Source organism: Aromatoleum evansii (assembly GCF_045689615.1).
GTDB lineage: Bacteria > Pseudomonadota > Gammaproteobacteria > Burkholderiales > Rhodocyclaceae > Aromatoleum > Aromatoleum evansii.
This window is the reverse complement of record NZ_CP141259.1, coordinates 2936709-2960786: the sequence shown is the minus strand read 5'-3', so window position 1 is coordinate 2960786 and position 24078 is coordinate 2936709. Positions and strand designations below refer to the sequence as shown.

Genomic DNA, 24078 nt, shown 5'->3' with positions numbered 1-24078 from the left:
CGGCGCTCATTGCGCCCGGATCGGGCCGACCAGTGGGCGCTCCTTCACCGCCTCGTCCGACCCTTCGTGAAAGGTGACGACATGATCGACGTCCAGTCGGATCCCGATCCGCTCGCCGAGCGCGTGATTGTGGTGACTCGGCACCAGCGACAGCACTCTTGCTCCGCTCTCGAGTTTCAGCGTATAGAGGATGTCGGCCCCGCGGAAAGCCTTGTGCACCACCTCCGCCTGCAGCGTACTCGTGTCGTCGTGCACGATGTCGTCCGGCCGCAGGAGCACCGACACCGTGCAGTCGCGGTCGCAGTTGCCGCAGCCGATGCCGCACTCGACGGGAATTGCGCTGTTAAGCGTTCCGAGTTCGACCCTGACCTCATGGTCGTTGAGCACCAGCCCCTGAAGGAACACCCCCTGTCCGATGAAGTCGGCGACGAAACGATTGGCGGGCCGGTGATAGAGGTTGTACGGCGTATCCCACTGCTGGATGCACCCCTCGTTCATGATCCCGATCTCGTCTGCAACCGCAAAGGCCTCGTGCTGGTCGTGCGTGACCAGAATCGCGGTCGTGTTCGTCGCCTTGATGATGTCGCGCACCTCGTAGGACAGGCGTTCGCGCAGCTCCACGTCGAGGTTCGAAAACGGTTCGTCGAGCAATAGCAGGCTGGGGCGGGGGGCAAGTGCGCGGGCGAGGGCGACCCGCTGTTGCTGGCCTCCCGACATCTCGTGCGGGTATTTGTGCCCCTGGCTGGCCAATCCGACGACGCGCAGCAACTCCGTGACACGTTCGCGACGTTGCTGGGCTTCAAGGTGACGCAAACCGAACTCGATGTTCCCGGCAACCGAAAGGTGGGGGAACAGCGCGTAATCCTGGAACACCATTCCGATACGCCGCCGCTCGGGCGGAACATGCAGGTCGCTCCCGCTCACCACGGCGCCATCGAGCCGGATCACCCCGGACATGACCGGCTCGAAACCGGCTATGCAGCGCAATACGGTTGTCTTGCCGCAGCCGGACGGCCCCAGCAGGCAGCCGATGCTGCCCTTTTCGAGGCGGAAAGAAAGATTACGGACAACCTGATGACCTCCGTACGCGAGATCGATGCCGGCCAGCTCGAGGTGGGACATGGAGATTCCGATACAGCGTTGAAAAGTGCGATGGCCATTATTGCATCGCGGTAAGCGAAATGGGATGAATTATAATTCTCGATAACCTGCCGCGTGGAATGGACCTCGCGGCGTGACCCCGTCGGGAGCGAGATGAGATTTCTGGAAGGGCTGGGAAAGTTGCACGAGCGCTGGTCGTCCCTGACGGCCGGGTCGCTGCTGATCTCCGTTTTGATCACGATGCCGGTGATCTCCGTCTTCTCGAACGTGTTCGTGGGAGGTACCGCGGGGACATGGAGCCACCTGTCGTCGACCGTTCTGCCGGAGTTCATCCGCAACACGCTGATCCTGTGTATCGGCGTCGGCCTCGGCGTATCTACGATAGGCGTCGCGACGGCCTGGCTGACCACCATGACCGAATTTCCCGGGCGTCGCTTCTTCCAGTGGGCACTGGTCCTGCCGCTCGCCGTCCCGGCATACGTGATGGCCTATGTGTACACCGATTTCCTCCAGTTCGTCGGCCCCCTGCAAACCGGGCTGCGCGAGGTCTTCGGATGGAAGGCGGGAGACTACTGGTTCCCCGACGTCCGCACCGCGGGTGGTGCGGTCGCGATGTTCATGTTCGTCCTGTACCCCTACGTCTACCTCCTGGCTCGAACCGCTTTCCTCGAACGCGCGTCCGGAATGCTGGAAGCCGGGCGCTCCCTTGGGCTCGGCCCCTGGAGCTGCTTCTTCCGCGTCTCCCTCCCTCTGGCGCGACCTGCGGTTGTTGCCGGATCCGCCCTCGCGCTGATGGAAACGCTGGCGGATTTCGGAACCGTCTCCTACTTCGGTGTTCAGACCTTCACGACCGGCATCTACCGCGCCTGGTTCTCGCTCGGCGATCGCGTCGCCGCCGCGCAGTTGTCCGCGGTGCTGCTGGCCTTTGTCGTGCTCGTGCTGGTGCTCGAGCACGCCAGCCGCGGACGGGCCCGGTTCAACAACACCTCTCGCCAGCAATCAGCGCCGACCCCGGTCCGGCTGTCGCGTCCGCTGGGCCTTGTCGCCGCGCTGGCGTGCTTCATGCCGCTCCTGCTCGGTTTTCTCTTGCCCGCCTTCCTGCTCGTGCGCATGGCGCTCGTTGACGGCGACGCGCAGTTTGGCGCTCGCTTCGTGCAACTGGCGCGCAACAGCTTCGTGCTCGCCCTCGTCACGGCACTCCTCGCCGTGCTGCTGGCGATCCTCCTCGGCTATGCCGCACGGCTGTCACGCACGCACCTTCCCCGCGTTCTGAATCGCATCGTAGGACTCGGTTACGCCGTGCCGGGTTCGGTTATCGCGGTGGGGGTGCTTATCCCTGTCACGCGGCTCGACCACGCGATTGCGGCCTGGTGGGAGGGGGTGACGGGCGTCAATCCGGGGCTTGTGCTGACCGGTGGAATCGCCGCCCTGGTGTATGCTTACCTGAGCCGTTTCCTTTCCGTCGCCCTGCATACGGTTGAAAGCAGTCTCGGCAAGATCACCACGAACATGGACGACGCTTCGCGCAGCCTCGGTATCGGGAAGTGGGCGACGCTGCAACGCGTCCATGTCCCGATCCTGCGGGGCAGCCTCCTTACTGCCGGTCTGCTCGTGTTCGTCGACGTGATGAAGGAATTGCCGGCGACCCTGGTCATGCGGCCGTTCAACTTCGACACCTTGGCGACGCAGGCGCACACGCTCGCGTCGGACGAACGGCTGGCCGAGGCATCGACCGCTGCCATCACGATTGTCGCCGTTGGCCTGCTGCCGATGTTCATCATCTCGCGCCAGATTGCGCGCGGGAACCGGCGCACAGTCGAGGAAACGGAAGTCTAGATTGCGTTTCGAATGAGAAAGATTGCGGAGGTTAGGGGATGACAGTCAAGATATTGTTGTGGTGTGATGATTTGATTAACCGCATGCGCCTCGAGTCCGAGTGGAAGGCCTCGGGTGCGACCATGCTCAAGAAGCGCGGCACGGAAACGCCAGACTGCATCGTGGTCGATCTTGCGGTGCGTAATGCTTGCGATCACATCACGCAGTTGCGTGCGAACTTTCCCGAAGTCGATATCATCGTTTTCGCTCCGCAATATGATCCCGAGGCATTCGAGGCGGCCAAGCAGGCTGGGGCGACCGAGGTCGCCGCGCGCGGATCGATCGTCGAGCGAGTGTCACGTCGTTTTCCGAAGTGAACGACTCGCCACAAGGCCAAGGCGCCCGCAGTACCCGCTGCAGGCGAGACTTTTTGAGCAAGAACAAGAGCGTGCAAGCCCGAACGATGGGATAATTCGACCATGAATGCACCGCAATCGACCTCTCCGCGTCGTCGCCTGCAGGAACTGCTGGCGATACCCGACAACCAGCGCTCCGACGCCGAATGGGACGAGCTCAACGAACTCGAGATCAGCCTTGCCCCCGGGAATCGTGAGGGCGCGCCCGACCCGAACCTCAGGCGCCCGACCCCATCGACCGGGCTGGGCGTCAAGCCGGCCCGCGGGCCGCGCCAAGGGGGCCGTCCGCAAAAGCAAGGCGGACAAGGCAAGCCTCCCGCGCAGCAAAAGCCGGCAGCCCCCCCAAAGAACGCCACTCCTGCGGCCCCAAACGCAGACGAGGTGCCGGCCAAGAAGCCTGCACGCAAGTTTCGCAAGCGTTCCCCGAAGCCGAATACGACACCGAGCCCGCAATCCGAGTAAGGAGGTCGGTCTGCAATATGCTCGTTTCGGGCGCGTTGCGGGGGTAATACAAAAAATGACGCCTTCCGGTCAAACCGGAAGGCGTCATCCTTTTCCCTTCTCGCTCTTGTCGAAATTAAGTCTGCGACGGAGCCTCCGCCGCAGACTTAACGATCAGCGGAAGCCCGCGCGGTCGTAGATCTTCTGCGCTTCGGCGGTCGTGCTGGCGAGTTCGCCGATCGGCAGCGTGTCCGCCTTGAACTTGCCAAGTGTGTCGAGCGCAGCGTTGCTCACCTTGACGTTCGCGACAACGGGCCACTCGTTGTTGCCGTTGGCGAAGTAGGCCTGCGCCTCGTCCGACGCCAGATACTCGAGGAACTTGACCGCGGCACCCTTGTTCGGGGCGTTCTTCAGCATGCCCGCGCCCGAAATGTTGATGTGCGTGCCCCAAGTATTCTGGTTCGGCCAGACGGTGCCGATCTTCGCGACCACGGCCTTGTCCTCGGGCTTGTCGGAATTCATCAGGCGCGCAAGATAATAAGTGTTGGCGATCGTCACGCCGCACTCGCCAGCCGCGACTGCCTTGATCTGGTCGGTATCGCCGCCCTTCGGGGCACGAGCGAAATTCGCGACCACGTTTTTGGCCCAGGTTTCGGTCGCTTCAGCGCCGTTGTGCTTCACCAGGGCCGCCCCGAGGGAAATGTTGTACGGGTGGCTGCCCGAGCGCGAGCAGATCTTGCCCTTGAGTGCGGGGGAGGCGAGGCTTTCGTAGGTCTGAACATCGTCCGCCTTCACCGAATCCTTGTTGTACACGATCACGCGAGCGCGCGTCGAATACGCGTACCAGTTCGCGGCACGCAGATGCGCGGGAATCCGCTCTTCCAGCACCTTGGACTTCACCGGCGCAAAGATCCCGAGTTCGTCTGCCTTGGCCAGGCGCGATGCATCGACGGTGATGAAGACATCAGCCGGGCTGTTCGCACCCTCGTTGCGGATGCGCTCGAGCAGCTCATCTTCCTTGGCTTCGATCCGGTTGATCTTGATCCCGGTCTGCTTGGTGAAGTTTGAATACAAGGCCTCGTCGGTCTGGTAGTGGCGCGCCGAGTACAGGTTCAGCTCCGTGTCGGCGGCGATGGCCTGGCCGGACAGGGCACCGATGCCGGTGAGGATGGAAGCGATCAGCGTCTTTTTCATCGGGGGTTTCCTTGTTTCGTCATGAGGTGATGGCGCAATACTATCGAGAACAATTCTTACTTGCAAATAGTTCGCATTGCAGGCACTATAGTTGCGAATGATTCGCAATAGCGACGAGGAATAACATGGATGCACTGATTGTGGGAGCTGATCGCCTCGGCAACATTCCGAATGTCCTGTCGGAATTCGGGATCCGCATTGCCGGGCACGTAAGCGGCCGGGAAACGGCTCACCAGCGCCGTAGTGCGACTCTGCCGGCCGGGATAGGAATGGTGATTCTCTTCACCGACTTCCTCGGACACAACGTAATGCAGCGTTTCCGTGAAGCGGCAAGCAAGGAAGGTGCGGCGGTCGTGTGTTGCCGGCGATCCGTATGTGCGCTCCAGCAGGCACTCGGAAAACGGGTGGATCGGAGCAACTGCGCGGCTTGCCGTGCAGACTGCGCCAAGCACTGAAGTGCCGCGGAGGAGGGCGCCTCGACGCCTGCCGCGTTACTTACAGGCAGGTGAATTCGATGACGTCGTGACTTTCCGCGGTGGATCTGCCAAGGGCGATACGCCCGCGTTTTCGCAGCACGACTTCCTCGTGCGAAAGTATGAACTCGCGTTCACCGTCAATGGCGACGAAGGTGCCGTTACTGCTCCGGTCGACAAGAACGAACTTGTCGCCACGCAGTTCGATGTAGGCATGTTCCCGCGAGGCGCGCGTGTCCGTTACGCGGATCTCCGAAGAACTTCCGCGCCCCAGTCGTGCGCTCGGAGCCTGAGCGTTCAGGGTCATTGAACGGTCCGCAATGCTCAGTCGCAACTCCGCTGCGTCTTCAGCACCGAGTTGCACGCTCTGAACCACGGTCAGATCGCCCGCGGATTCACACACCAATTCGAACGGCGCCGTCAGGCGCGACACCCCCCGCAGGCTTCTGCTCTGGAGCGGATGCATGAGATTGCGCCATTCCGGCTTGAGCGCAAGGACGCTTTGTTCGGATGCAATTGCACGCCCGGGTGTCGCCAGTTCGAGCAGACGGGCCGCCACATTCACCGTGTCGCCAAAGACGTCCTCGTCGCTAACGATCACCGTTCCGGTATGGAACGCGACGCGCACCGCCATTTTATGCCCCGACACGCGAGGCAGATCCTGAACGACGTAGTGAATCCGTATCGCCGCCTCGGGCGCGTTGTTCGCGTCGGGAAAAACGGCGAGCAGTCCATCCCCGGTGTTCTTGATTACCCTGCCGCCGCAGGCCAGGATTTCCTGTCGCATCCCGAGCAGGCATTGCTCGACCAGGCGGTAGGCGGCGGCGTCCCCGGCGCGCTCGTAAAGCTGCGTGCTGCCGGCCAGGTCGGCAAAAAAAACGGTACAGGTCTCAGGGGAGGTTTCGGGAGCCGACATCGTTTCATTATAAGGAAAGGCGGACATGTGCGACGCACAATCGAATCCGGAAATCGCCGGATTTGGGGGCGGATCGCGCAATCCGCTATAATCCGGGCATTAAAGATCCGGATCGAAACCCCGTTCCGGCTCATTCTCTGCCGGTTGTCGCGGTCATCCCCGACGTCGCAGCGAAAGCGTCATCGCCTCCCCGGCTTTGCATATTTCCGATTGTCTGGAGCGTTCCGATGTCGCGCCATTGCCCTTGTGGGCGATGGGCTCGAATGCCGCGCCACGGACGGTCGTCGTGCGGGCTGATGCTGACCGTCGCGCCGCCGGATATTGCCTGTTTTCGAGGAGTTGAAATGGCGAAGGAAGAACTGCTGGAAATGGAAGGTGTCGTGAATGAGGTACTTCCCGACACGCGCTTTCGTGTGACCCTCGAAAACGGCGTGGAAGTCCAAGCTTACGCTTCGGGCAAGATGCGCAAGCATCGTATCCGCATCCTGGCCGGCGACAAGGTCAGCGTCGAACTGTCACCCTACGATCTTACCAAGGCGCGCATCAGCTTCCGCCACAAGGAGGAGCGAAGCGACGCGCCTCCCCCGCCGCCGCGCCAGTACCGCGGTCGCTGAATCTTTCGCTTTCCCGGCCGGTCGAATGCGCGCCTCGCGGGGAGCGCCAGCTTTCTCGCTTCTTGATACGGCGCAACATGGACAGCGCCGAAGAATCGCGTCGCACCGGCGAAACGGCCCGCAGCCCCTCGATCGCGGAGGCCGCGGCTTGTTTCTGACCTGAAAGCCCCGATTCGCGGGGCGCGCCTTCAACCGAAGAAGCGCCGTTCAGCTTCATCCCCGATCGCCATCCCGGTCGCCTTGGCGCGCGATAGCAATTCCCAGAAATACCGATACGAGGCCCGATCGTGGAGCTTGCCCTTGTGCTGGGTCGGCCCCCAGCCAACGGCCTGGGCATTGACGAGAATCTCGACCGCGGCTTCGACCTCCGAGAAGTCTGGGCGCATCGCCTCGACGATGGGCCGGATCTGGTTCGGATGGATGCTCCACATGCGCAGGTAGCCGAACTCGCGGCGCGCACGGTCCGCATCCCCACGTATGTAATCGAGATCCTTCAGTTCGGTGGTGACGTTGTGGGACGGGACGACGCCATTGCCGAGCGCCGCGGCGGCGATCTCGACTTTGGCCCGGACCACCAGCGGGTGTGTGAACTGCCCGGGGCTGGTCATCGCGCTTCCGGGGATCGCTCCATGATGTCCGGACACGAAATCCATGAGGCCGAAGTCGAGTGACTCGACGCTATCCAGGGCAGCGATCTCCCATGCTTCGCGTAGCGCCCCATGCGTCTCGATCAACACGTGCACCGGAATCGCCTTGTCTATTCCGTGCGACGCTTCGACCGCGCGCAACGCCCGGATCTGTTCCGCAGCGTCACGCGCGGAGCGAACTTTGGGCAGTGTGACGAACGCCAGGCGGCGCCCCGCCAGCCCGACAAGAATTTCGAGGTCCTGCTCCCAATGTCCGTGCGTGATGTCATGAATGCGTGCACCGACGCGACCGAAACGATTGTCTCCTGACAGAATCATTTCGGCAGCCATCGTCGCATGCTCGGCCTCGGCCCCGGCATGAGCACCATCCTCGCAGTCGCAGGTCACATCGAAGATCGGCCCGAGCTCCTGCTGCAACTGCAGAGCCTTTCGCATGAGCTTCTCCGAGCCCGCGTAGTGATCGACGGCGGGTAGCGCCGGAAAGGGTTTTTCCCCGGCAAAAAGAACGTCGGCAGGGTGTTGCATGACTTTGTCCATATGCGTGTCGAGGGGTCCGATTCTGCTGAAACCGCCGCACAAAAAAAAGCCGCGGCGCTCAGCCGCGGCTTTCTTGAAGTGTTGCGCCCGCTGATTACTTCAGCATGTCGGCAACGGCAGCGCGCTCGTCTTCGAGCTCGGCGAGGGTCTTGTTGATCTTCTCGCGCGAGTATTCGTCGATCTCGAGACCCTGGATGATCTTGAATTCGCCGTTCTTGCACTCGCAGGGGAAGCCGAACACGACGCCGGCCGGGATGCCGTAGGAGCCGTCGGACGGAACGCCCATGGTAACCCAATCATCGGAGCCGAGGGCCCAGTCGCGCATATGGTCGATGGCGGCGTTCGCAGCCGAGGCCGCGGACGACAGGCCGCGTGCGTCGATGATCGCCGCGCCGCGCTTGCCGACGGTCGGCAGGAACACGTCGTTGTTCCAGGCGTGATCATTGACGAGCGCCTTGACCGAATCGCCGTTCGAGGTGCAGAAGCGGTAATCGGCGTACATCGACGGCGAGTGGTTGCCCCACACGACCATCTTCTTCAGGCTCGAGACCGGACGGCCCGTCTTGCCGGCGAGCTGCGACAGGGCGCGGTTGTGATCCAGGCGCAGCATGCCGTGGTAGTTGTTCGGGTTGGTGCGGCCGACCTTCTTGGCAGCGGCGGCGGCAATGTAGGCATTGGTGTTGCAGGGGTTGCCGACGACGAGGACCTTGACGGTCTCCTTGGCGTTCTCGGCAATCGCCTTGCCCTGAACGGTGAAGATCGCGCCGTTCGCGGTCAGCAGGTCGGCGCGCTCCATGCCGGGGCCGCGCGGACGGGCGCCGACGAGCAGGCAGTAGTCGGCATCCTTGAATGCGACGTTCGGGTCGTCCGTCGCGACCATGCCGGCGAGCAGCGGGAAGGCGCAGTCTTCCAGCTCCATCATGACGCCCTTGACCGCCTTCTGGGCCTGCGGCAGATCGAGCAGTTGCAGGATCACGGGCTGATCTTTGCCCAGCATTTCGCCGCTGGCGATGCGGAACAGCAGGCTGTATCCGATCTGGCCGGCAGCGCCGGTGACGGCGACACGGACGGGGGCTTTGCTCATCTGAGTACTCCCTCTAAAGCGAATTGAAGAGAAGACGGTTTTGATTGTAGATCTTGCGCCCGCGATTGCAGCTCGGCGTTCGACTATGGAATCCGCGAAAGCGGTTTCCGGGGCGGGAGGATGGTAGAAGCAAGTCCAGTGCGTGTCAATTAATGTCACTTGTCTTATATAAGACATTAGACTGATAATGGACGTTCGAAAAAATTTGTGATGAAATGCGCCCATGGCACAGGAATCCCCAACCTTCAGTCCGCTTTACCGGCAGATCAAGAGCTTGATTCTTCAGGCACTTGAGTCGGGCGAATGGCGTCCCGGGCAGGTGATTCCGAGCGAGCAGGAGCTCGCCTCGCGATTCAGCGTCTCGCAGGGGACGGTCCGAAAGGCAATCGACGAGATGGCGGCCGAGAACCTTCTCGTGCGGAAGCAGGGCAAGGGCACCTTCGTTGCATCGCACAACGATCCGCGTGCGCTTTTCCGATTTCTGCGCCTCGTGCCGATGGATGGGGATCTCGCTCACCCGCAGAGCGTGCCGATGGACTGCTGGCGCGCCAAGGCGGGCCAGGAAGCGTCGCGCATGCTCGGCATCGAGCAGGGCGAGCCCATCATCATCGTACGACGCCTGCTCAAGTTCGCGCAAAAACCGGTGGTCATCGACGAGATCTATCTACCGGGCGAGATTTTCCAGGGGTTGACCCTTGAGGTGCTGCAGAGCTGGAACGGATCGCTCTACAGCCTGTTCGAAACGCGCTTCGGGCTGCGCATGATTCGCGCGCAGGAGCGGATCCGTGCAGTGGCGGCCGACCGGTCCACCAGCGAGACATTGCGCGTGCAGGAAGGCACTCCGCTTCTGTCGGTCGAGCGCGTCACATACACCTATGGCGATAAACCGGTCGAATGGCGGCGCGGCCTCTATTCGACGGCCGAGCATTTTTATCTGAATGAGCTGAATTGAGCGGGCGGGGCGGCGGAATGCATAGCTTCCGCGTATATAATTCCCGCGCTTTGCAAGTTGGGAGAACCGCGTCGGGCAACCGTCGCTAAACTAGGGGTAAAACAATATGTCAGAAGCCATAGTGCGCAAGCAGCGGCCCAAATTCCTGGCCCTGCACGAGATCCGGCTGCCGTTGCCGGGTATCGTATCCATTCTTCATCGGGTCAGCGGGGCGGGGCTGTTCCTGATGATGCCGTTCCTCCTGTACCTGTTCGATCGCAGCCTCGCTTCGCCCGAGTCGTTCGCAGCGTACAAGAGCGTGGTTGGCAACCCGCTCGTCAAGCTCCTTCTGCTGGGCCTGCTCTGGGCCTACCTGCATCACTTCTGTGCGGGCATCCGCTTCCTGCTGCTCGACCTCCACAAGGGCATCGACCTTCAGTCGGCCCGCAACAGCTCGCGCATCGTGCTGGTCGTCAGCATCGCACTGACCGTGATCATCGGAGTGAAGCTATGGTAAATCGTATTGTCGTCGGTGCTCACTACGGCCTGCGCGACTGGATCGCGCAGCGCGCAACCGCGCTGTTCATGGTGATCTTCACCATCCTTTTCGCCGCGGCTGCCCTCGGTCTTCCCGAGATGACCTACCAGACCTGGTCCGGCCTGTTCCGCAACGGCATCGTGCGTTTCTTCGCATTCCTGTTCTTCCTGGCGCTCTTCTATCACGCCTGGATCGGGGTGCGTGACATCTGGATGGATTACATCAAGCCGGTCGGCGTGCGTCTGACCCTGCATCTCGTAACGATTTTCCTGCTCGTCGGCTACGCCGGCTGGGCTGCGCAGATTCTTTGGAGGCTGTGAGCGTGACTGTCGCTAAGCGTACTTTTGACGCAGTTATCGTCGGCGCCGGTGGTGCCGGTCTGCGTGCGGCCCTGCAACTTTCCGAGGCCGGCCTGAAGACCGCCGTGCTCACCAAGGTCTTCCCGACCCGCTCGCACACCGTGGCGGCACAGGGTGGCGTTGCCGCCTCGCTCGGCAACTCGACGGAAGACAACTGGCACTGGCACATGTACGACACCGTTAAGGGGTCGGACTGGCTGGGCGACCAGGACGCCATCGAATTCATGTGCCGCAAGGCCAACGAGGTGGTCGTCGAGCTCGAACACTACGGCATGCCCTTCGACCGTACCGACAACGGCAAGATCTATCAGCGTCCGTTCGGCGGTCATTCGCAGAACTACGGCCAGTCGCCGGTGTCCCGTTCCTGTGCAGCTGCTGACCGTACCGGTCACGCGATGCTGCACGCGCTCTACCAGCGCAACGTGCGTGCGAACACCCAATTCTTCGTGGAATGGATCGCGCTCGACCTGATCCGCGATCAGGATGGCGATGTCGTCGGTGTCACCGCGCTCGAACTCGAAACCGGTGAAGTGTCGATCTTCCACTCGAAGGCGACGATTTTCGCCACCGGTGGTGCCGGCCGCATTTTCTACAGCTCGACCAACGCCTTCATCAATACCGGCGACGGCGTCGGCATGGCCGCACGTGCGGGCATCCCGCTCGAGGACATGGAATTCTGGCAGTTCCACCCGACCGGCGTGGCCGGCGCGGGCGTGCTGATCACCGAGGGCGTGCGCGGCGAAGGCGGCATCCTGCGCAATGCCTCCGGCGAGCGCTTCATGGAGCGCTATGCGCCGAACCTGAAGGATCTGGCTTCGCGCGACGTCGTGTCCCGCTCCATGGTCACCGAGATCAACGAAGGTCGCGGTTGCGGTCCCGACAAGGATCACGTGCTCCTCGACATCACGCACCTGTCGCCCGAGACGATCATGAAGCGTCTCCCGGGCATTCGCGAGATCTCGATCCAGTTCGCCGGCGTCGATCCGATCAAGGCGCCGATTCCGGTCGTCCCGACCTGCCACTACCAGATGGGCGGCATCCCGACGAACTACAAGGGCCAGGTCGTCGTGCCGAAGGACGGCGAACCGAACTCCCCCGTCGTCGGCTTCTATGCTGCCGGCGAATGTGCCTGCGCCTCGGTGCATGGCGCGAACCGTCTTGGCACGAACTCGCTGCTCGACCTTCTCGTCTTCGGCAAGTCGGCCGGCGAATCTGTGGTCGAGGACATCCAGAGCGGCAACCTGTCGCTGAAGCCGCTGCCGGCCGACGCCGCCGATGCTTCGCTGGCGCGGATTTCCCGGCTGGAAAACCAGACCGGTGGCGAGAGCGTTGCGGAAGTGGGGCAGGCGATGCGCCGCACCATGCAGAAGCACGCCGGCGTGTTCCGTTTCGACAAGCTGCTGAAGGAAGGTGTGACCGCCATCCTGGACGTTGCAGAGCGTTCGAAGCGTACCGAGATCAAGGACAAGTCCAAGGTCTGGAACACCGCGCGCATGGAAGCGCTGGAACTCGACAACCTGATCGAAGTCGCGAAGGCGACGATGATTTCGGCCGAGGCCCGCAAGGAGTCGCGTGGCGCTCACGTGCGCGACGACGCGCCGGATACCGCGGAATTCCCGAACGGCCGCAACGACAATGAGTGGCTCAAGCACACGCTGTGGTATCGCGAAGGCAATCGCCTCGAATACAAGCCTGTCACCATGAAGCCGCTGTCGCACGACGTCGAGCCGATCGCGCTCGCCAAGCGCACCTACTAAGTGCGGGAGAGATAGTTAAATGAGCAAGCGTACTGTTCAATTCAAGATGTACCGTTACGATCCGGATCGTGACGAGAAGCCCTACATGCAGGACATCAGCGTCGAACTCGAGGAGTCGGACAAGAAGCTCCTCGACGCGCTGGTACGCCTCAAGGCGAAGGACGATTCGCTGTCGTTCCGCCGCTCGTGCCGCGAAGGCGTGTGCGGTTCGGACGCCATGAACATCAACGGCAAGAACGGCCTGGCCTGCCTGACGGACATCGACAACCTGGCCCAGCCGATCGTGCTGCGTCCGCTGCCGGGCCTGCCGGTCATCCGCGACCTGATCGTGGACATGACCCAGTTCTTCAAGCAGTACCACTCGATCAAGCCCTATCTGGTGAACAACACGCCTGCGCCGGAGCGCGAGCGCCTGCAGTCGCCGGAAGAGCGCGAAGAGCTCAACGGACTGTACGAGTGCATCCTGTGCGCGTGCTGCTCGACGTCCTGCCCGTCGTTCTGGTGGAACCCGGACAAGTTCGTTGGGCCGGCTGGCCTGCTCGCGGCTTACCGCTTCATCGCCGATACGCGCGACGAGGCAACGAGCGAGCGTCTCGACAACCTCGAGGATCCGTATCGGCTGTTCCGCTGCCACACCATCATGAACTGTGTCGACGTGTGTCCGAAGAGCCTGAATCCGACGCGCGCGATCGGCAAGATCAAGGACATGATGGTCAGCCGGGCAGTATGAACATCAACCGGGGACGCGTGCGCTGGCAGTGTCGTCGGGCTCTTCTGGAGCTCGACCTCGTCTTCGCACGCTTTCTGGAAAGGGACTTCGACCGTCTTACGGACGGTCAGTTGGCGGACCTCGAGGATCTGCTCCGCTGCGAGGACCATGAGCTGTGGGCCATGGTCAACGGGAGCAGCCCCTGCGAGGTCGACCGCTGGAAGGAGATGATCGGACTGCTGAGTCAGCGCTGACTCGGCAGGACGGTCGTTACAGGGAGCTAGTAGTTAATACGGGCACGCATAAGGGATGACCTATGAGCACTGAACGCACCGCAACGCTTACCGTCGATGGCAAGACCGTCGAATTCCCGGTGATGACCGGCACCCACGGCAACGATGTCATCGACATCCGCACCCTGGGTGCCAAGACCGGTCTCTTCACCTATGACTCCGGGTTCCTTTCGACCGCGAGCTGCAAGTCCACGATTACCTTCATCGACGGTGACAAGGGCGAGCTGCTGTATCGGGGCTATCCCATCGAGCAACTCGCCGAGAAGTGCAACTTCCTGGAAGTTGCCTATCTGCTCAAGAACGGCGAGCTGCCGAACGCGGCACAAAAGGGTGAGTTCGAGACGACGATCAAGAACCACACGATGCTGCACGACCAGATGACGAAGTTCTATTCGGGCTTCCGTCGTGACGCGCACCCGATGGCGGTCATGGTCGGTGTGGTCGGCGCCCTATCGGCGTTCTACCACGAGGCGATGGATTTCTCGGATGCAGCTCACCGCAACATCTCGATCAACCGTCTGATCGCCAAGCTGCCGACGATCGTCGCGATGGCCTACAAGTACAACATGGGCCAGCCCTTCATGTACCCGCGCAACGACCTCGACTACACGGCGAACTTCATGCACATGATGTTCGGTACGCCGTGCGAGACGTACGAGCCGAACCCGGTGCTGGTGCGCGCACTGGACGTCATCTTTACGCTGCACGCCGACCACGAGCAGAATGCCTCGACCTCGACCGTCCGCCTGGCCGGCTCGTCGGGCGCCAACCCGTTCGCCTGCATCTCGGCCGGTATCGCCTGCCTGTGGGGCCCGGCACACGGCGGCGCGAACGAAGCCTGCCTGAACATGCTGGAAGAGATCGGCGACGTATCGCGCGTCGGCGAGTACATCAAGCGCGCGAAGGACAAGAACGACAGCTTCAAGCTGATGGGCTTCGGTCACCGCGTGTACAAGAACTTCGACCCGCGCGCGAAGCTCATGGGCAAGGTCTGCGCCGACGTCCTGGGCGAACTCGGCCTCGAGAACGACCGCCTGTTCAAGCTGGCGAAGGAACTCGAGCGGATCGCGCTGGAAGACGAGTACTTCGTCGAGAAGAAGCTGTACCCGAACGTCGACTTCTACTCGGGTATCGTGCAGAAGGCGCTGGGCATCCCCACGTCGATGTTCACCTGCATCTTCGCGCTGGCACGTACTGTCGGCTGGATCACCCAGTGGGAAGAGATGATCACCGACCCCGAGTACAAGATCGGTCGTCCGCGCCAGCTCTACATCGGTGCGGCACGCCGGACTGTTCCGGACCTGGCCCAGCGTCCGTAACTGATGATCAAGGGCGGGAGAGAATCCCGGCGATGATCTCCGCGGGATGGTCGTTCGACGCGGCCATCCCGTTTTTGTTGGAGATGCCGGGCATGCAGCGTCGAGTAGCCCAAGCAACGCAATAAGACTACAGGTGGCATAACAAATGACCATTCAGCAACGATCCACTTCTCATTTGTTCGGCAGCAATGCGCCGTTCATCGAGGAGCTTTACGAGAATTACCTGTCCGATCCGGCGTCGGTGCCGGAATCGTGGCGCGCCTATTTCGACAACCTCCAGTCGCAAAGCGGCGCTGCGCTGCGCGACGTGGCACACGGGCCCGTGATCGCGGCGTTCACCGAGATGGCGAAGCGCGGCGCTGTCCGTACCGTCGTCTCCGAAGGTGACGACAAGCGTCAGGTGAGCACGCTGCAGCTCATCAATGCCTACCGCTTCCTCGGCAACCGTTGGGCGAATCTCGACCCGCTGCGTCGCACCGAGCGGCCGCACATCGCCGAGCTCGAACCGTCGTACTACGGCTTTACCGAGGCGGACCTGTCGCGCAGCTTCAATACCGGTTCGTTCCACGGCTTCTCGACCGACCACGCGACGCTGCGCGAGATCCTCGAAGCGGTGCGTCAGACCTACTGCGGCTCGGTCGGCTCCGAATACATGTACATCTCCGACATCTCGCAGAAGCGCTGGATTCAGGCGCGCCTCGAGAGCGTGCGCGCAACGCCGCGCTACGATGCGGCGAAGAAGAAGCGCATCCTCGAGCGCACGACCGCTGCGGAGACGCTCGAGCGCTACCTGCACACGCGATACGTCGGCCAGAAGCGCTTCTCGCTCGAAGGCGGCGAATCCGCTATCGTCGCGATGGACGAGCTGATCAGCGTTGCCGGGTCGCTCGGAGCGCAGGAAGTGGTGATCGGCATGGCCCACCGCGGTCGCCTGAACGTGCTGGTGAATACGCTGGGCAAGTCGCCGTCGATGCTGTTCTCGGAATTCGAGGGCAAGGCTGCTGCGGACCTCACCGCGGGCGACGTGAAATACCACATGGGCTTCTCCAGCGACGTCATGACGTCGGGCGGGCCGATGCACCTCACGCTGGCGTTCAACCCGTCGCACCTCGAGATCATCAACCCGGTGGTCGAAGGTTCGGTGTTCGCACGGCAGGTGCGTCGCAACGACGAGGCCAAGACCCAGGTCATTCCCGTCCTGATCCACGGTGATGCAGCCGTGGCGGGGCAGGGCGTGAACCAGGAGATGCTGAACTTCTCGCAGACCCGCGGTTACGGCACGGGCGGCACGATCCACATCGTCATCAACAACCAGATCGGCTTCACGACCTCCGATCCGCGCGACTACCGCAGCTCGCTGTATTGCACGGACATCTTCAAGATGGTCGAGGCACCGATCTTCCACGTGAATGGCGACGATCCGGAAGCGGTTGCGTTTGCCACCAAGCTCGCCGTCGAATTCCGCCAGGAGTTCAAGAAGGACGTGGTGCTCGACATCATCTGCTTCCGCAAGCTCGGCCACAACGAGCAGGACGAGCCGATGGTGACCCAGCCGCTGATGTATCGCACCATCCAGAAGCACGCCGGTACCCGCAAGCTGTATGCCGACCGCCTCGTCGCCGAGGGAACCTGCGAGGCGGACGAGCCCGATCGCATGATCGCCGAGTACCGCGAACATCTCGATCGCGGCGAACTGTTGTCGAATCCGGTTCTGCCCGGCCACAACCGTCAGTTCTCGGTGGATTGGACCCCGTTCCTCAAGCAACCATATACCGACGCCTGCGACACGGCGATCCCGGTCAGCGAGATCAAGCGCCTGGGCGAGCGGTTGTCGACCGTCCCCGAGACCTTCGCGCTGCACTCGCGCGTGAAGAAGATCATCGATGACCGCGCCGGGATGGCACGGGGCGATCTGCCGCTCGACTGGGGCATGGGCGAAAACCTCGCCTACGCCAGCCTGCTGGCACAGGGCTACCGCGTGCGGATCTCGGGCGAAGACGTCGGGCGCGGAACCTTCTTCCACCGCCATGCCGTGCTGCACGACCAGAAACGCGAGCGCTGGGACGAAGGCATCTACAAGCCGCTGGATCACATCCAGGACGGGCAGGCCGGCTTCCAATGCCACGATTCCGTGCTTTCCGAAGAGGCGGTGCTGGCGTTCGAATACGGCTACTCCACGACCGAACCGAACGAACTGGTGGTCTGGGAAGCCCAGTTCGGCGACTTCGTGAACGGCGCGCAGGTCGTCATCGATCAGTTCATCAGCTCCGGCGAAGCGAAGTGGGGACGCCTGAGCGGCCTCGTGATGATGCTGCCGCACGGCTATGAAGGGCAGGGTCCCGAGCATTCGTCGTGCCGCCCCGAGCGCTTCATGAGCCTCGCAGCCGAGAACAACTGGCAGATCTGCGTCCCGACGACGCCGGCCCAGGTGTTCCATCTGCTGCGCCGCCAGATGCTGCGCAAGGTGCGCAAGCCGCTCATCATCGTCACGCCGAAGTCGCTGCTGCGTCACAAGGAAGCGATCTCGACGATGGACGAACTCGCCACCGGCAGCTTCCAGACCGTGATCCCCGAGGTCGAGAAGCTGGATCCGAAGAAGGTCAAGCGCGTGGTCCTGTGCCAGGGCAAGATCTACTACGAGCTGCTGGCCCATCGTCGCGAGAACAAGATCACCGACACGGCATTGGTTCGTATCGAGCAGATCTATCCGTTCCCGACGGACGCCTTCGCCGCCGCGATCAACCAGTTCCCGAACGCGAAGGAAGTGGTGTGGTGCCAGGAAGAGCCCCGCAACCAGGGTGCGTGGTACTGGCTCGCTTCGCGTCAGCATCTCATCAACGTGCTGGGCACCAAGCGCAAGCTGCTGCTCGTCAGCCGCCCGGCATCGGCTTCGCCTGCCGTGGGCTACTACGCCAAGCACAACGCGCAGCAGAAGGCTGTTCTGGAAAACGCATTCGGTCCCATTCAGGACACGACGCAACAATCGCCCAACTAATAAGCAAGAGCTCGAACTTCGGGAGAAGACTACATGCTGATTGAAGTGAAAGTTCCGCAACTGTCGGAATCGGTTTCGGAAGCCACCCTGGTTTCGTGGCACAAGAAGGAAGGCGACGCGGTGTCGCGTGACGAGAACCTGATCGACATCGAGACCGACAAGGTCGTTCTCGAGACCCCGGCTCCCGCCGATGGCGTGCTGGTCAAGATCATCAAGGCGAACGGCGACAACGTGACCTCGGGCGAGCTGATCGCCCAGATCGACACCGAGGCGAAGGCTTCCGCCGGTGCCGCTGCGCCCGCGGCGGCAGCTGCTCCTGCGGCGGCGCCCGCTGCTGCAGCCCCCTCGGCCGCTGCATCCGGCGCCGCCAGCCCGGCCGCGCGCAAGATTCTCGAGGAGAAGGGAATCGCCGCCGCCGACGTCGCCGGGTCCGGTCGTGGCGGACGCGTCACCAAGGAAGATGCGGTTGCCGCCCAGCCGCGTCCGGCCGCAGCACCCGCCGCAGCACCTGCCTCGCTCACGCTGACCGGCGATCGTCCGGAAGAGCGCGTGCCGATGACCCGCCTGCGTGCACGCATCGCCGAACGCCTGATCCAGTCGAAGAACGAAAACGCGATCCTGACGACGTTCAACGAAGTGAACATGGCCCCGGTCATGGCGCTGCGCAAGCAGTACGGCGACAAGTTCGAGAAGGCGCACGGCGTCCGTCTCGGCTTCATGGGCTTCTTCGTGAAGGCCGCAGTCGCCGCACTGAAGAAATTCCCCATCCTGAACGCGTCGGTCGATGGTACGGACATCATCTACCACGGCTACATCGACATCGGCATCGCGGTCGGTTCGCCGCGCGGCCTGGTGGTGCCCATCCTGCGTGATGCGGACCAGATGTCGATCGCCGACATCGAGAAGAAGATCGCCGAGTTCGGCCAGAAGGCCAAGGACGGCAAGCTGTCGCTCGAGGAACTCTCCGGCGGCACGTTCTCGATCTCCAACGGCGGCGTGTTCGGCTCGATGCTGTCGACGCCGATCATCAACCCGCCGCAGTCGGCCATCCTCGGCATCCATGCGACCAAGGATCGTCCGGTCGTCGAGAACGGCCAGATCGTGATCCGTCCGATCAACTACCTGGCCATGTCGTACGATCACCGCATCATCGACGGCCGCGAAGCGGTCCTCGGCCTGGTGACGATGAAGGAAGCGCTGGAAGATCCGGCTCGCCTGATCCTCGACGTGTAATCGACATGCTGCGTGGCGCTTCGCCGGACCTTTCCGTCCGGCGAAGCGCCACGCTTTTCCTTTTTCGGGAGTGAATGATGGCTGACAAGCAATTCGACGTACTCGTCATCGGCGGCGGCCCTGGCGGGTATGTGGCGGCGATTCGTGCCGCACAACTGGGTTTCAAGACGGCGTGCGCGGAGTCCAACCCGTATGCCGATCCGAAGGGCGAACCGCGTCTTGGCGGCACCTGCCTCAACGTTGGGTGCATCCCGTCGAAGGCACTGCTGCACACCTCGCACCTCTTCGAGGAGGCCGAGCACTCGTTCGAGGGCCAGGGCATCAAGGTGAGCGGTGGCGTGAGCATTGACGTGCCGACGATGATCGGTCGCAAGAACAAGGTCGTCGACCAGCTGACGCAGGGCATCAAGGGCCTGTTCAAGAAGAACAAGGTGACCTTCCTGGCCGGCCATGGCAGCTTCGAAAGCGCTGGTGCGGGCGGTTACGTGGTCAAGGTCGGCAACGAGACGGTCGAAGCCAAGCACGTCATCATTGCGACCGGCTCCAAGCCCCGTCATCTGCCCGGCATTCCGGTCGACAACAAGATCGTCTGCGACAACGTCGGCGCGCTGGACTTCGATTCGGTGCCGAAGAAGCTCGGCGTCATCGGTGCCGGCGTGATCGGCCTGGAAATGGGTTCGGTATGGCGTCGTCTGGGCTCCGAAGTGACCGTGCTGGAAGCGCTGCCCGATTTCATGGGCTTTGCCGACCTCGACGTTGCCAAGGAAGCACTCAAGGTCTTCAAGAAGCAGGGTCTTGCGATCGAGACGGGTGTGACCATCGGCGACACGAAGGTCACCAAGAAGGGCGTGTCCGTCGCCTACACCGACAAGGACGGCAAGGAGGCCAAGCTGGAGTGCGATCGCCTGATCGTTTCCGTCGGCCGCGTCCCGAATACGGACGGTTTGAATGCCGCGGCAATCGGCCTGAACGTGAATGAACGCGGCCAGATCGTCGTCGACGGGCACTGCAAGTCGAATCTGCCGAATGTCTACGCGGTCGGCGACGTCGTCCGCGGTCCGATGCTCGCGCACAAGGCGATGGAAGAGGCCGTCATGGTCGCAGAAATCATCGCGGGGCAGGCCGGGCACTGCAACCTCGACATGGTTCCGGGCGTGATCTACACCTCGCCCGAGATCGCCTGGGTGGGCAAGACGGAACAGCAGCTCAAGGCCGAAGGCGTCGCCTACCGGGCCGGCAAGATCCCGTTCATGGCCAACGGCCGCGCGCTCGGCTCCGGCGACCCCACGGGTTTCGTCAAGATGCTGGCCTGCGCCACGACCGACCGCATCCTCGGCGTGCACATCATCGGCGCCAACGCATCCGAGCTGATCTCGGAAGCCGTCGTCGCGATGGAGTTCGGCGCCGCATCGGAAGACCTGGCTCGCATCTGCCACGCCCACCCGACCCTCTCGGAAGTGGTGCACGAGGCTGCCCTCGCGGTGGATAAGCGTCCGCTGCACTTCTGATCGGCCTTCCGGCTGGTCGCTCGCGGGGTGGTGCGGGATAATCCCGGACCACCCTCGTTTTTTCGCTTTACGGTTTCAAGAAGATTCCATGCCCCATCGCGTCCTGAATGTCCCGCAGTACGGGATGCTCGAGGCCTACGAGGCCCAACTCGCCGCTCGTGGCTACAAGTCGGACCCGGAGCAGCGCTCGGCTGCACAGCGCCTGCAGGCGCTCTATTCGGATCTTCTGGATTTCAAGGCGGCGCGGCGCGGTACCCTGCGCAAGCTCTTCACCCGGCCACAGATGCCCCGCAGCGTGTATTTCTGGGGAGGCGTGGGACGCGGCAAGAGCTTCCTGATGGATTGCTTCTACGACTCGGTTCCGTACCAGCGCAAGCGGCGGGTGCATTTCCATGCCTTCATGCAGGAAGTGCAGAACGATCTGAGGAAGTTCAACAACGAGCCGGATCCCCTGCAACGGGTGGCGGACCGCGTGGCCAAGGAAACGCGGCTGTTGTGCTTCGACGAATTTCACGTGTCCGACATCGCCGATGCGATGATTCTTGGGCGCCTGCTCGAAGCGCTATTCGCACGCGGCGTCATCTTCGTGATGACCTCGAATTACCCGCCCGACGGCTTGTATCCGAACGGGCTGCAGCGTATCAACTTCCTGCCGACGATCGAGATGATCAAGCAGCGCTTTGACGTCTTCGAGGTGGACCACGGCACCGATTACCGCCTGCGGACCTTGGAGCAGATGGAGATCTACCTCGTCCCGGCAGACGGCGCGGCGGAGCGCAAGATGCGCGAGGACTTCTATCACCTGGCAGCAAGCGAACCCGTTGCCGGAGAGATCGACCTGTTCGAACGCAAGCTGCCGGTGCTTGGGCGTGCGACCGGCGTGATCTGGTTCGACTTTGCGACGCTTTGCGGCGGCCCGCGCTCGCAGAACGATTACCTGGAGATCGCGCGGGAGCACCATACCCTGATCCTGTCGGGTATCCCGCGAATGAGCGCGGGTAGCGCCTCTGAGGCGCGCCGGTTCACCTGGCTTGTCGACGTGTTGTACGACCACCGGGTGAAACTCATCGCCAGCGCCGAGGTGGACGCCGCCGAGCTCTACACGCAGGGGCATAACGCACACGAATTCGTCCGCACGGTAAGCCGGCTGATCGAGATGCGCAGCCGGGAATACCTAGCGCAGGGCCACCGCGTAGATTGAGCCCGAGATTGGCCAAGCTGGGAGCCTCGGGTCTGCGATGATCGATCTCGAACAAGCCTTTTCGCCCGAGGGGCCGCTCGCCGAGGCGATACCATCGTTTCGTCCGCGACCGCAGCAACTCGAGATGGCCAGCCTCATTGCCGATGCGCTGCGGGAGAATCGCGTCCTGGTGGCCGAAGCCGGCACGGGTACGGGGAAGACATTTGCCTATCTCGTGCCGGCCCTCCTGTCCGGCGGAAAGGTGATCCTCTCCACGGGGACGAAGACGCTGCAGGACCAGCTGTTCAATCGCGACCTTCCGACCATCCGGGCTGCGCTGAAGATCCCCGTCACGATCGCGCTGCTCAAGGGGCGTGCGAACTACGTGTGTCCCTACCACTTGGCGCGTAACGAGCGCGACGGGCGATTTCTCACTGCGCAGGACGCAGCGGACCTGCGCACCATCGCGCGCTTCGCCAAGATCACGCAAAGCGGCGACAAGGCCGAATGCAGCGAAGTGCGCGAGGATTCGCCCGCCTGGTTTGCCGCCACTTCCACGCGGGACAACTGTCTGGGGCAGGAATGCCCCGATGTGAAGGAATGCTTCGTGCTGGCAGCGCGGCGCGCGGCGATGGATGCCGACGTGGTGGTCGTGAATCACCACCTTTTCTTCGCCGATGTGATGTTGCGCGACGAAGGGATGGGAGAGCTGCTGCCGTCCTGCAACGCAGTGATTTTCGACGAGGCCCACCAGCTTCCCGAAACGGCCAGCCTGTTCTTCGGCGAGAGCGTGTCGACGGCGCAGATACTCGAACTCGCGCGCGACACTCGCTCAGAGACGCTCGCCGGCGCGCGCGACTGCCGGGAACTCATTGACGCCACGCGCGCGCTCGAAAAGGCGGCGCGCGATTTCCGGCTGGCGTTCGGAAGCGAACCCGCACGGCTGTCTGCGGCACAGGCGGCTGCACTGCCGGATTTCGACAAGAGCCTTGACGCGCTTGATGCCGAGATCGATGCCTTCGCGGCAGTGCTCGAAACCCAGGCAGAGCGCAGCGAAGGGCTCGCGAACTGCCTGCGCCGCACGGCCGAGGTCGGCGAGCGGCTGGTCCGCTGGCGCTCGCCGGACGCGGGTGAATTCGTCCGCTGGGTCGAGGTGTTCCAGCAGTCCGCTGCGCTCAATGCGACCCCGCTGCATGTCTCGGGCGTCTTCCGGCGCCAGCTCGAGAGCCATCCGCGGGCGTGGATCTTCACCTCGGCGACGCTGGCTGTGGGGCAGAACTTCACCCACTACTGCAACGAGATGGGCTTGAGCTGGATCGACCCGCCGCCTGTCACGGCCGTTTGGGGGAGCCCCTTCGACTACGCCAAGCAGGCGCTGCTCTATGCGCCGGCCGCGATGCCCGATCCGAACCACCCCGACTATGCCGAGGCCGTCGCGCGCGTCGCATTGCCCCTGATTCGCGCCGCGCGCGGGCGTACTTTCGTGCTTTGCACCTCACTGCGCGCCATGAAACGCATCCACGCGCTGATCTCGGAGGGGCTCCAGCGCGCGGGGGAGGAATTGCCGCTGTTGCTACAGGGGGAAGGATCGCGCTCCGAGCTCCTCGATCGCTTCAGGCGCATGGGGAACGCGGTGCTCGTGGCAAGCCAGAGCTTCTGGGAGGGCGTCGATGTGCCCGGTGACGCCTTGTCGGTGGTGGTCATCGACAAGCTGCCCTTTGCTCCGCCTGACGACCCCGTGCTTGCAGCGAGGGTGGAGCATCTGCAGAAGAGCGGGCACAATCCGTTCATGCACTACCAGTTGCCGCGTGCCGTGATCAACATGAAACAGGGGGCAGGGCGCCTGATCCGCAGCGAGCGCGATCTCGGCGTGCTGTGCATCTGCGATCCGCGGATGATCGAAAAGCAGTACGGCAAGATCGTCTGGCGGAGTTTGCCGCCGATGCGACGCACGCGCGCCGAAGCGGAGGCCATTGCATTCCTGGAGCAACTCCCGCCTCCTCGCGGGGCCTGATTTG

At 62.8% G+C, this 24078-nt stretch carries 22 protein-coding genes; 17 read left to right on the top strand and 5 right to left on the bottom strand.

All coding sequences use genetic code 11. From position 1 onward, the window contains the following. Positions 1 to 6: 6 nt before the first annotated feature. Entirely contained in the window at positions 7 to 1122 is a 1116-nt protein-coding gene (locus tag U5817_RS13920) for an ABC transporter ATP-binding protein (RefSeq protein ID WP_407277728.1), read from the bottom strand. 132 nt (positions 1123 to 1254) lie between these two features. On the opposite strand from U5817_RS13920, the gene U5817_RS13915 reads away from it, so the two are divergent. From U5817_RS13915 to U5817_RS13905, 3 genes are all read left to right on the top strand, one after another. Continuing rightward, the gene (locus U5817_RS13915) at positions 1255 to 2937 is read left to right on the top strand and encodes an ABC transporter permease (protein ID WP_407277727.1); all 1683 of its coding nucleotides are present in this window, start codon (positions 1255 to 1257) and stop codon (positions 2935 to 2937) included. A gap of 38 nt (positions 2938 to 2975) precedes the next feature. Then, positions 2976 to 3293, top strand: coding sequence for a hypothetical protein (locus U5817_RS13910; protein ID WP_407277726.1), 318 nt, complete (start codon positions 2976 to 2978; stop codon positions 3291 to 3293). A gap of 102 nt (positions 3294 to 3395) precedes the next feature. Further along, positions 3396 to 3794, top strand: coding sequence for a hypothetical protein (locus U5817_RS13905; RefSeq protein WP_169127601.1), 399 nt, complete (start codon positions 3396 to 3398; stop codon positions 3792 to 3794). A gap of 153 nt (positions 3795 to 3947) precedes the next feature. Here U5817_RS13905 and U5817_RS13900 read toward each other — a convergent pair whose 3' ends face one another. Continuing rightward, positions 3948 to 4967 (bottom strand): Fe(3+) ABC transporter substrate-binding protein, encoded by a 1020-nt coding sequence (locus U5817_RS13900; RefSeq protein ID WP_169127599.1) that lies wholly within the window; start codon positions 4965 to 4967, stop codon positions 3948 to 3950. A gap of 125 nt (positions 4968 to 5092) precedes the next feature. Here U5817_RS13900 and U5817_RS13895 point away from each other — a divergent pair, with 125 nt between their 5' ends. Further along, the gene (locus U5817_RS13895) at positions 5093 to 5422 is read left to right on the top strand and encodes a DUF2325 domain-containing protein (protein WP_169127597.1); all 330 of its coding nucleotides are present in this window, start codon (positions 5093 to 5095) and stop codon (positions 5420 to 5422) included. A gap of 40 nt (positions 5423 to 5462) precedes the next feature. On the opposite strand, the gene U5817_RS13890 is transcribed toward U5817_RS13895, so the two are convergent. Continuing rightward, positions 5463 to 6437, bottom strand: a complete 975-nt coding sequence (locus U5817_RS13890; RefSeq protein ID WP_407277725.1) for an FHA domain-containing protein — start codon at positions 6435 to 6437, stop codon at positions 5463 to 5465. Positions 6438 to 6700: 263 nt separating this feature from the next. Between U5817_RS13890 and infA the strand changes: the two genes are divergently transcribed. Beyond that, complete coding sequence (gene infA / locus U5817_RS13885; RefSeq protein WP_169127663.1) at positions 6701 to 6970, top strand: translation initiation factor IF-1; 270 nt, start codon at positions 6701 to 6703, stop codon at positions 6968 to 6970. 188 nt (positions 6971 to 7158) lie between these two features. On the opposite strand, the gene U5817_RS13880 is transcribed toward infA, so the two are convergent. Both U5817_RS13880 and U5817_RS13875 read right to left on the bottom strand, forming a co-directional pair. After that, a complete protein-coding gene (locus tag U5817_RS13880; RefSeq protein WP_407277724.1) occupies positions 7159 to 8154 on the bottom strand; it encodes an HpcH/HpaI aldolase/citrate lyase family protein in 996 nt (331 codons plus the stop codon). A gap of 94 nt (positions 8155 to 8248) precedes the next feature. After that, positions 8249 to 9238: a malate dehydrogenase gene (locus tag U5817_RS13875; protein WP_407277723.1), complete on the bottom strand. Its 990-nt coding sequence runs from the start codon at positions 9236 to 9238 to the stop codon at positions 8249 to 8251. A 223-nt stretch (positions 9239 to 9461) separates the two neighbouring features. Here U5817_RS13875 and U5817_RS13870 point away from each other — a divergent pair, with 223 nt between their 5' ends. The 12 genes from U5817_RS13870 to U5817_RS13815 all read left to right on the top strand — a co-directional run bounded on the left by U5817_RS13870 (position 9462) and on the right by U5817_RS13815 (position 24074). Continuing rightward, the gene (locus tag U5817_RS13870) at positions 9462 to 10190 is read left to right on the top strand and encodes a GntR family transcriptional regulator (RefSeq protein WP_169127591.1); all 729 of its coding nucleotides are present in this window, start codon (positions 9462 to 9464) and stop codon (positions 10188 to 10190) included. A 106-nt stretch (positions 10191 to 10296) separates the two neighbouring features. Further along, positions 10297 to 10686 carry a succinate dehydrogenase, cytochrome b556 subunit gene (gene sdhC / locus U5817_RS13865; RefSeq protein WP_169127589.1) on the top strand — a complete coding sequence of 130 codons (390 nt, stop codon included), beginning with the start codon at positions 10297 to 10299 and terminating at the stop codon, positions 10684 to 10686. Next, positions 10680 to 11027, top strand: coding sequence for a succinate dehydrogenase, hydrophobic membrane anchor protein (gene sdhD / locus U5817_RS13860; RefSeq protein ID WP_169127587.1), 348 nt, complete (start codon positions 10680 to 10682; stop codon positions 11025 to 11027). The genes sdhC and sdhD overlap by 7 nt, the downstream gene beginning before the upstream one ends. Before the next feature lie 2 nt (positions 11028 to 11029). Continuing rightward, positions 11030 to 12823 (top strand): succinate dehydrogenase flavoprotein subunit, encoded by a 1794-nt coding sequence (sdhA, locus tag U5817_RS13855; RefSeq protein WP_169127585.1) that lies wholly within the window; start codon positions 11030 to 11032, stop codon positions 12821 to 12823. A gap of 19 nt (positions 12824 to 12842) precedes the next feature. After that, complete coding sequence (locus tag U5817_RS13850) at positions 12843 to 13553, top strand: succinate dehydrogenase iron-sulfur subunit (RefSeq protein ID WP_169127583.1); 711 nt, start codon at positions 12843 to 12845, stop codon at positions 13551 to 13553. Beyond that, the gene (locus tag U5817_RS13845; RefSeq protein ID WP_169127581.1) at positions 13550 to 13786 is read left to right on the top strand and encodes a succinate dehydrogenase assembly factor 2; all 237 of its coding nucleotides are present in this window, start codon (positions 13550 to 13552) and stop codon (positions 13784 to 13786) included. Before U5817_RS13850 ends, U5817_RS13845 begins: the two co-directional genes overlap by 4 nt. Positions 13787 to 13848: 62 nt before the next feature. Continuing rightward, a complete protein-coding gene (gene gltA, locus U5817_RS13840; protein WP_169127579.1) occupies positions 13849 to 15144 on the top strand; it encodes a citrate synthase in 1296 nt (431 codons plus the stop codon). Between the two features lie 145 nt (positions 15145 to 15289). After that, entirely contained in the window at positions 15290 to 18139 is a 2850-nt protein-coding gene (locus tag U5817_RS13835; RefSeq protein WP_407277721.1) for a 2-oxoglutarate dehydrogenase E1 component, read from the top strand. 33 nt (positions 18140 to 18172) lie between these two features. Beyond that, positions 18173 to 19372 carry a 2-oxoglutarate dehydrogenase complex dihydrolipoyllysine-residue succinyltransferase gene (odhB, locus tag U5817_RS13830; protein WP_169127575.1) on the top strand — a complete coding sequence of 400 codons (1200 nt, stop codon included), beginning with the start codon at positions 18173 to 18175 and terminating at the stop codon, positions 19370 to 19372. Between the two features lie 77 nt (positions 19373 to 19449). Next, the gene (lpdA, locus tag U5817_RS13825) at positions 19450 to 20880 is read left to right on the top strand and encodes a dihydrolipoyl dehydrogenase (RefSeq protein ID WP_169127573.1); all 1431 of its coding nucleotides are present in this window, start codon (positions 19450 to 19452) and stop codon (positions 20878 to 20880) included. A gap of 88 nt (positions 20881 to 20968) precedes the next feature. Beyond that, the gene (gene zapE / locus U5817_RS13820; RefSeq protein WP_407277720.1) at positions 20969 to 22081 is read left to right on the top strand and encodes a cell division protein ZapE; all 1113 of its coding nucleotides are present in this window, start codon (positions 20969 to 20971) and stop codon (positions 22079 to 22081) included. Positions 22082 to 22118: 37 nt separating this feature from the next. Then, positions 22119 to 24074: an ATP-dependent DNA helicase gene (locus tag U5817_RS13815; protein WP_407277719.1), complete on the top strand. Its 1956-nt coding sequence runs from the start codon at positions 22119 to 22121 to the stop codon at positions 24072 to 24074. Positions 24075 to 24078: the final 4 nt, after the last annotated feature.

What these genes read in the sequence shown, in the direction of transcription:
- U5817_RS13880 (WP_407277724.1), bottom strand. Translation starts at nt 8,154, where the DNA reads ATGGACAAAGTCATGCAACACCCTGCCGACGTTCTTTTTGCCGGGGAA.
- U5817_RS13915 (WP_407277727.1), top strand. Translation starts at nt 1,255, where the DNA reads ATGAGATTTCTGGAAGGGCTGGGAAAGTTGCACGAGCGCTGGTCGTCC.
- U5817_RS13850 (WP_169127583.1), top strand. Translation starts at nt 12,843, where the DNA reads ATGAGCAAGCGTACTGTTCAATTCAAGATGTACCGTTACGATCCGGAT.
- sdhC (WP_169127589.1), top strand. Translation starts at nt 10,297, where the DNA reads ATGTCAGAAGCCATAGTGCGCAAGCAGCGGCCCAAATTCCTGGCCCTG.
- U5817_RS13870 (WP_169127591.1), top strand. Translation starts at nt 9,462, where the DNA reads ATGGCACAGGAATCCCCAACCTTCAGTCCGCTTTACCGGCAGATCAAG.
- lpdA (WP_169127573.1), top strand. Translation starts at nt 19,450, where the DNA reads ATGGCTGACAAGCAATTCGACGTACTCGTCATCGGCGGCGGCCCTGGC.
- U5817_RS13910 (WP_407277726.1), top strand. Translation starts at nt 2,976, where the DNA reads ATGACAGTCAAGATATTGTTGTGGTGTGATGATTTGATTAACCGCATG.
- U5817_RS13900 (WP_169127599.1), bottom strand. Translation starts at nt 4,967, where the DNA reads ATGAAAAAGACGCTGATCGCTTCCATCCTCACCGGCATCGGTGCCCTG.
- zapE (WP_407277720.1), top strand. Translation starts at nt 20,969, where the DNA reads ATGCCCCATCGCGTCCTGAATGTCCCGCAGTACGGGATGCTCGAGGCC.
- U5817_RS13905 (WP_169127601.1), top strand. Translation starts at nt 3,396, where the DNA reads ATGAATGCACCGCAATCGACCTCTCCGCGTCGTCGCCTGCAGGAACTG.
- gltA (WP_169127579.1), top strand. Translation starts at nt 13,849, where the DNA reads ATGAGCACTGAACGCACCGCAACGCTTACCGTCGATGGCAAGACCGTC.
- U5817_RS13845 (WP_169127581.1), top strand. Translation starts at nt 13,550, where the DNA reads ATGAACATCAACCGGGGACGCGTGCGCTGGCAGTGTCGTCGGGCTCTT.
- U5817_RS13895 (WP_169127597.1), top strand. Translation starts at nt 5,093, where the DNA reads ATGGATGCACTGATTGTGGGAGCTGATCGCCTCGGCAACATTCCGAAT.
- odhB (WP_169127575.1), top strand. Translation starts at nt 18,173, where the DNA reads ATGCTGATTGAAGTGAAAGTTCCGCAACTGTCGGAATCGGTTTCGGAA.
- sdhD (WP_169127587.1), top strand. Translation starts at nt 10,680, where the DNA reads ATGGTAAATCGTATTGTCGTCGGTGCTCACTACGGCCTGCGCGACTGG.
- U5817_RS13875 (WP_407277723.1), bottom strand. Translation starts at nt 9,238, where the DNA reads ATGAGCAAAGCCCCCGTCCGTGTCGCCGTCACCGGCGCTGCCGGCCAG.
- infA (WP_169127663.1), top strand. Translation starts at nt 6,701, where the DNA reads ATGGCGAAGGAAGAACTGCTGGAAATGGAAGGTGTCGTGAATGAGGTA.
- U5817_RS13815 (WP_407277719.1), top strand. Translation starts at nt 22,119, where the DNA reads ATGATCGATCTCGAACAAGCCTTTTCGCCCGAGGGGCCGCTCGCCGAG.
- U5817_RS13835 (WP_407277721.1), top strand. Translation starts at nt 15,290, where the DNA reads ATGACCATTCAGCAACGATCCACTTCTCATTTGTTCGGCAGCAATGCG.
- U5817_RS13920 (WP_407277728.1), bottom strand. Translation starts at nt 1,122, where the DNA reads ATGTCCCACCTCGAGCTGGCCGGCATCGATCTCGCGTACGGAGGTCAT.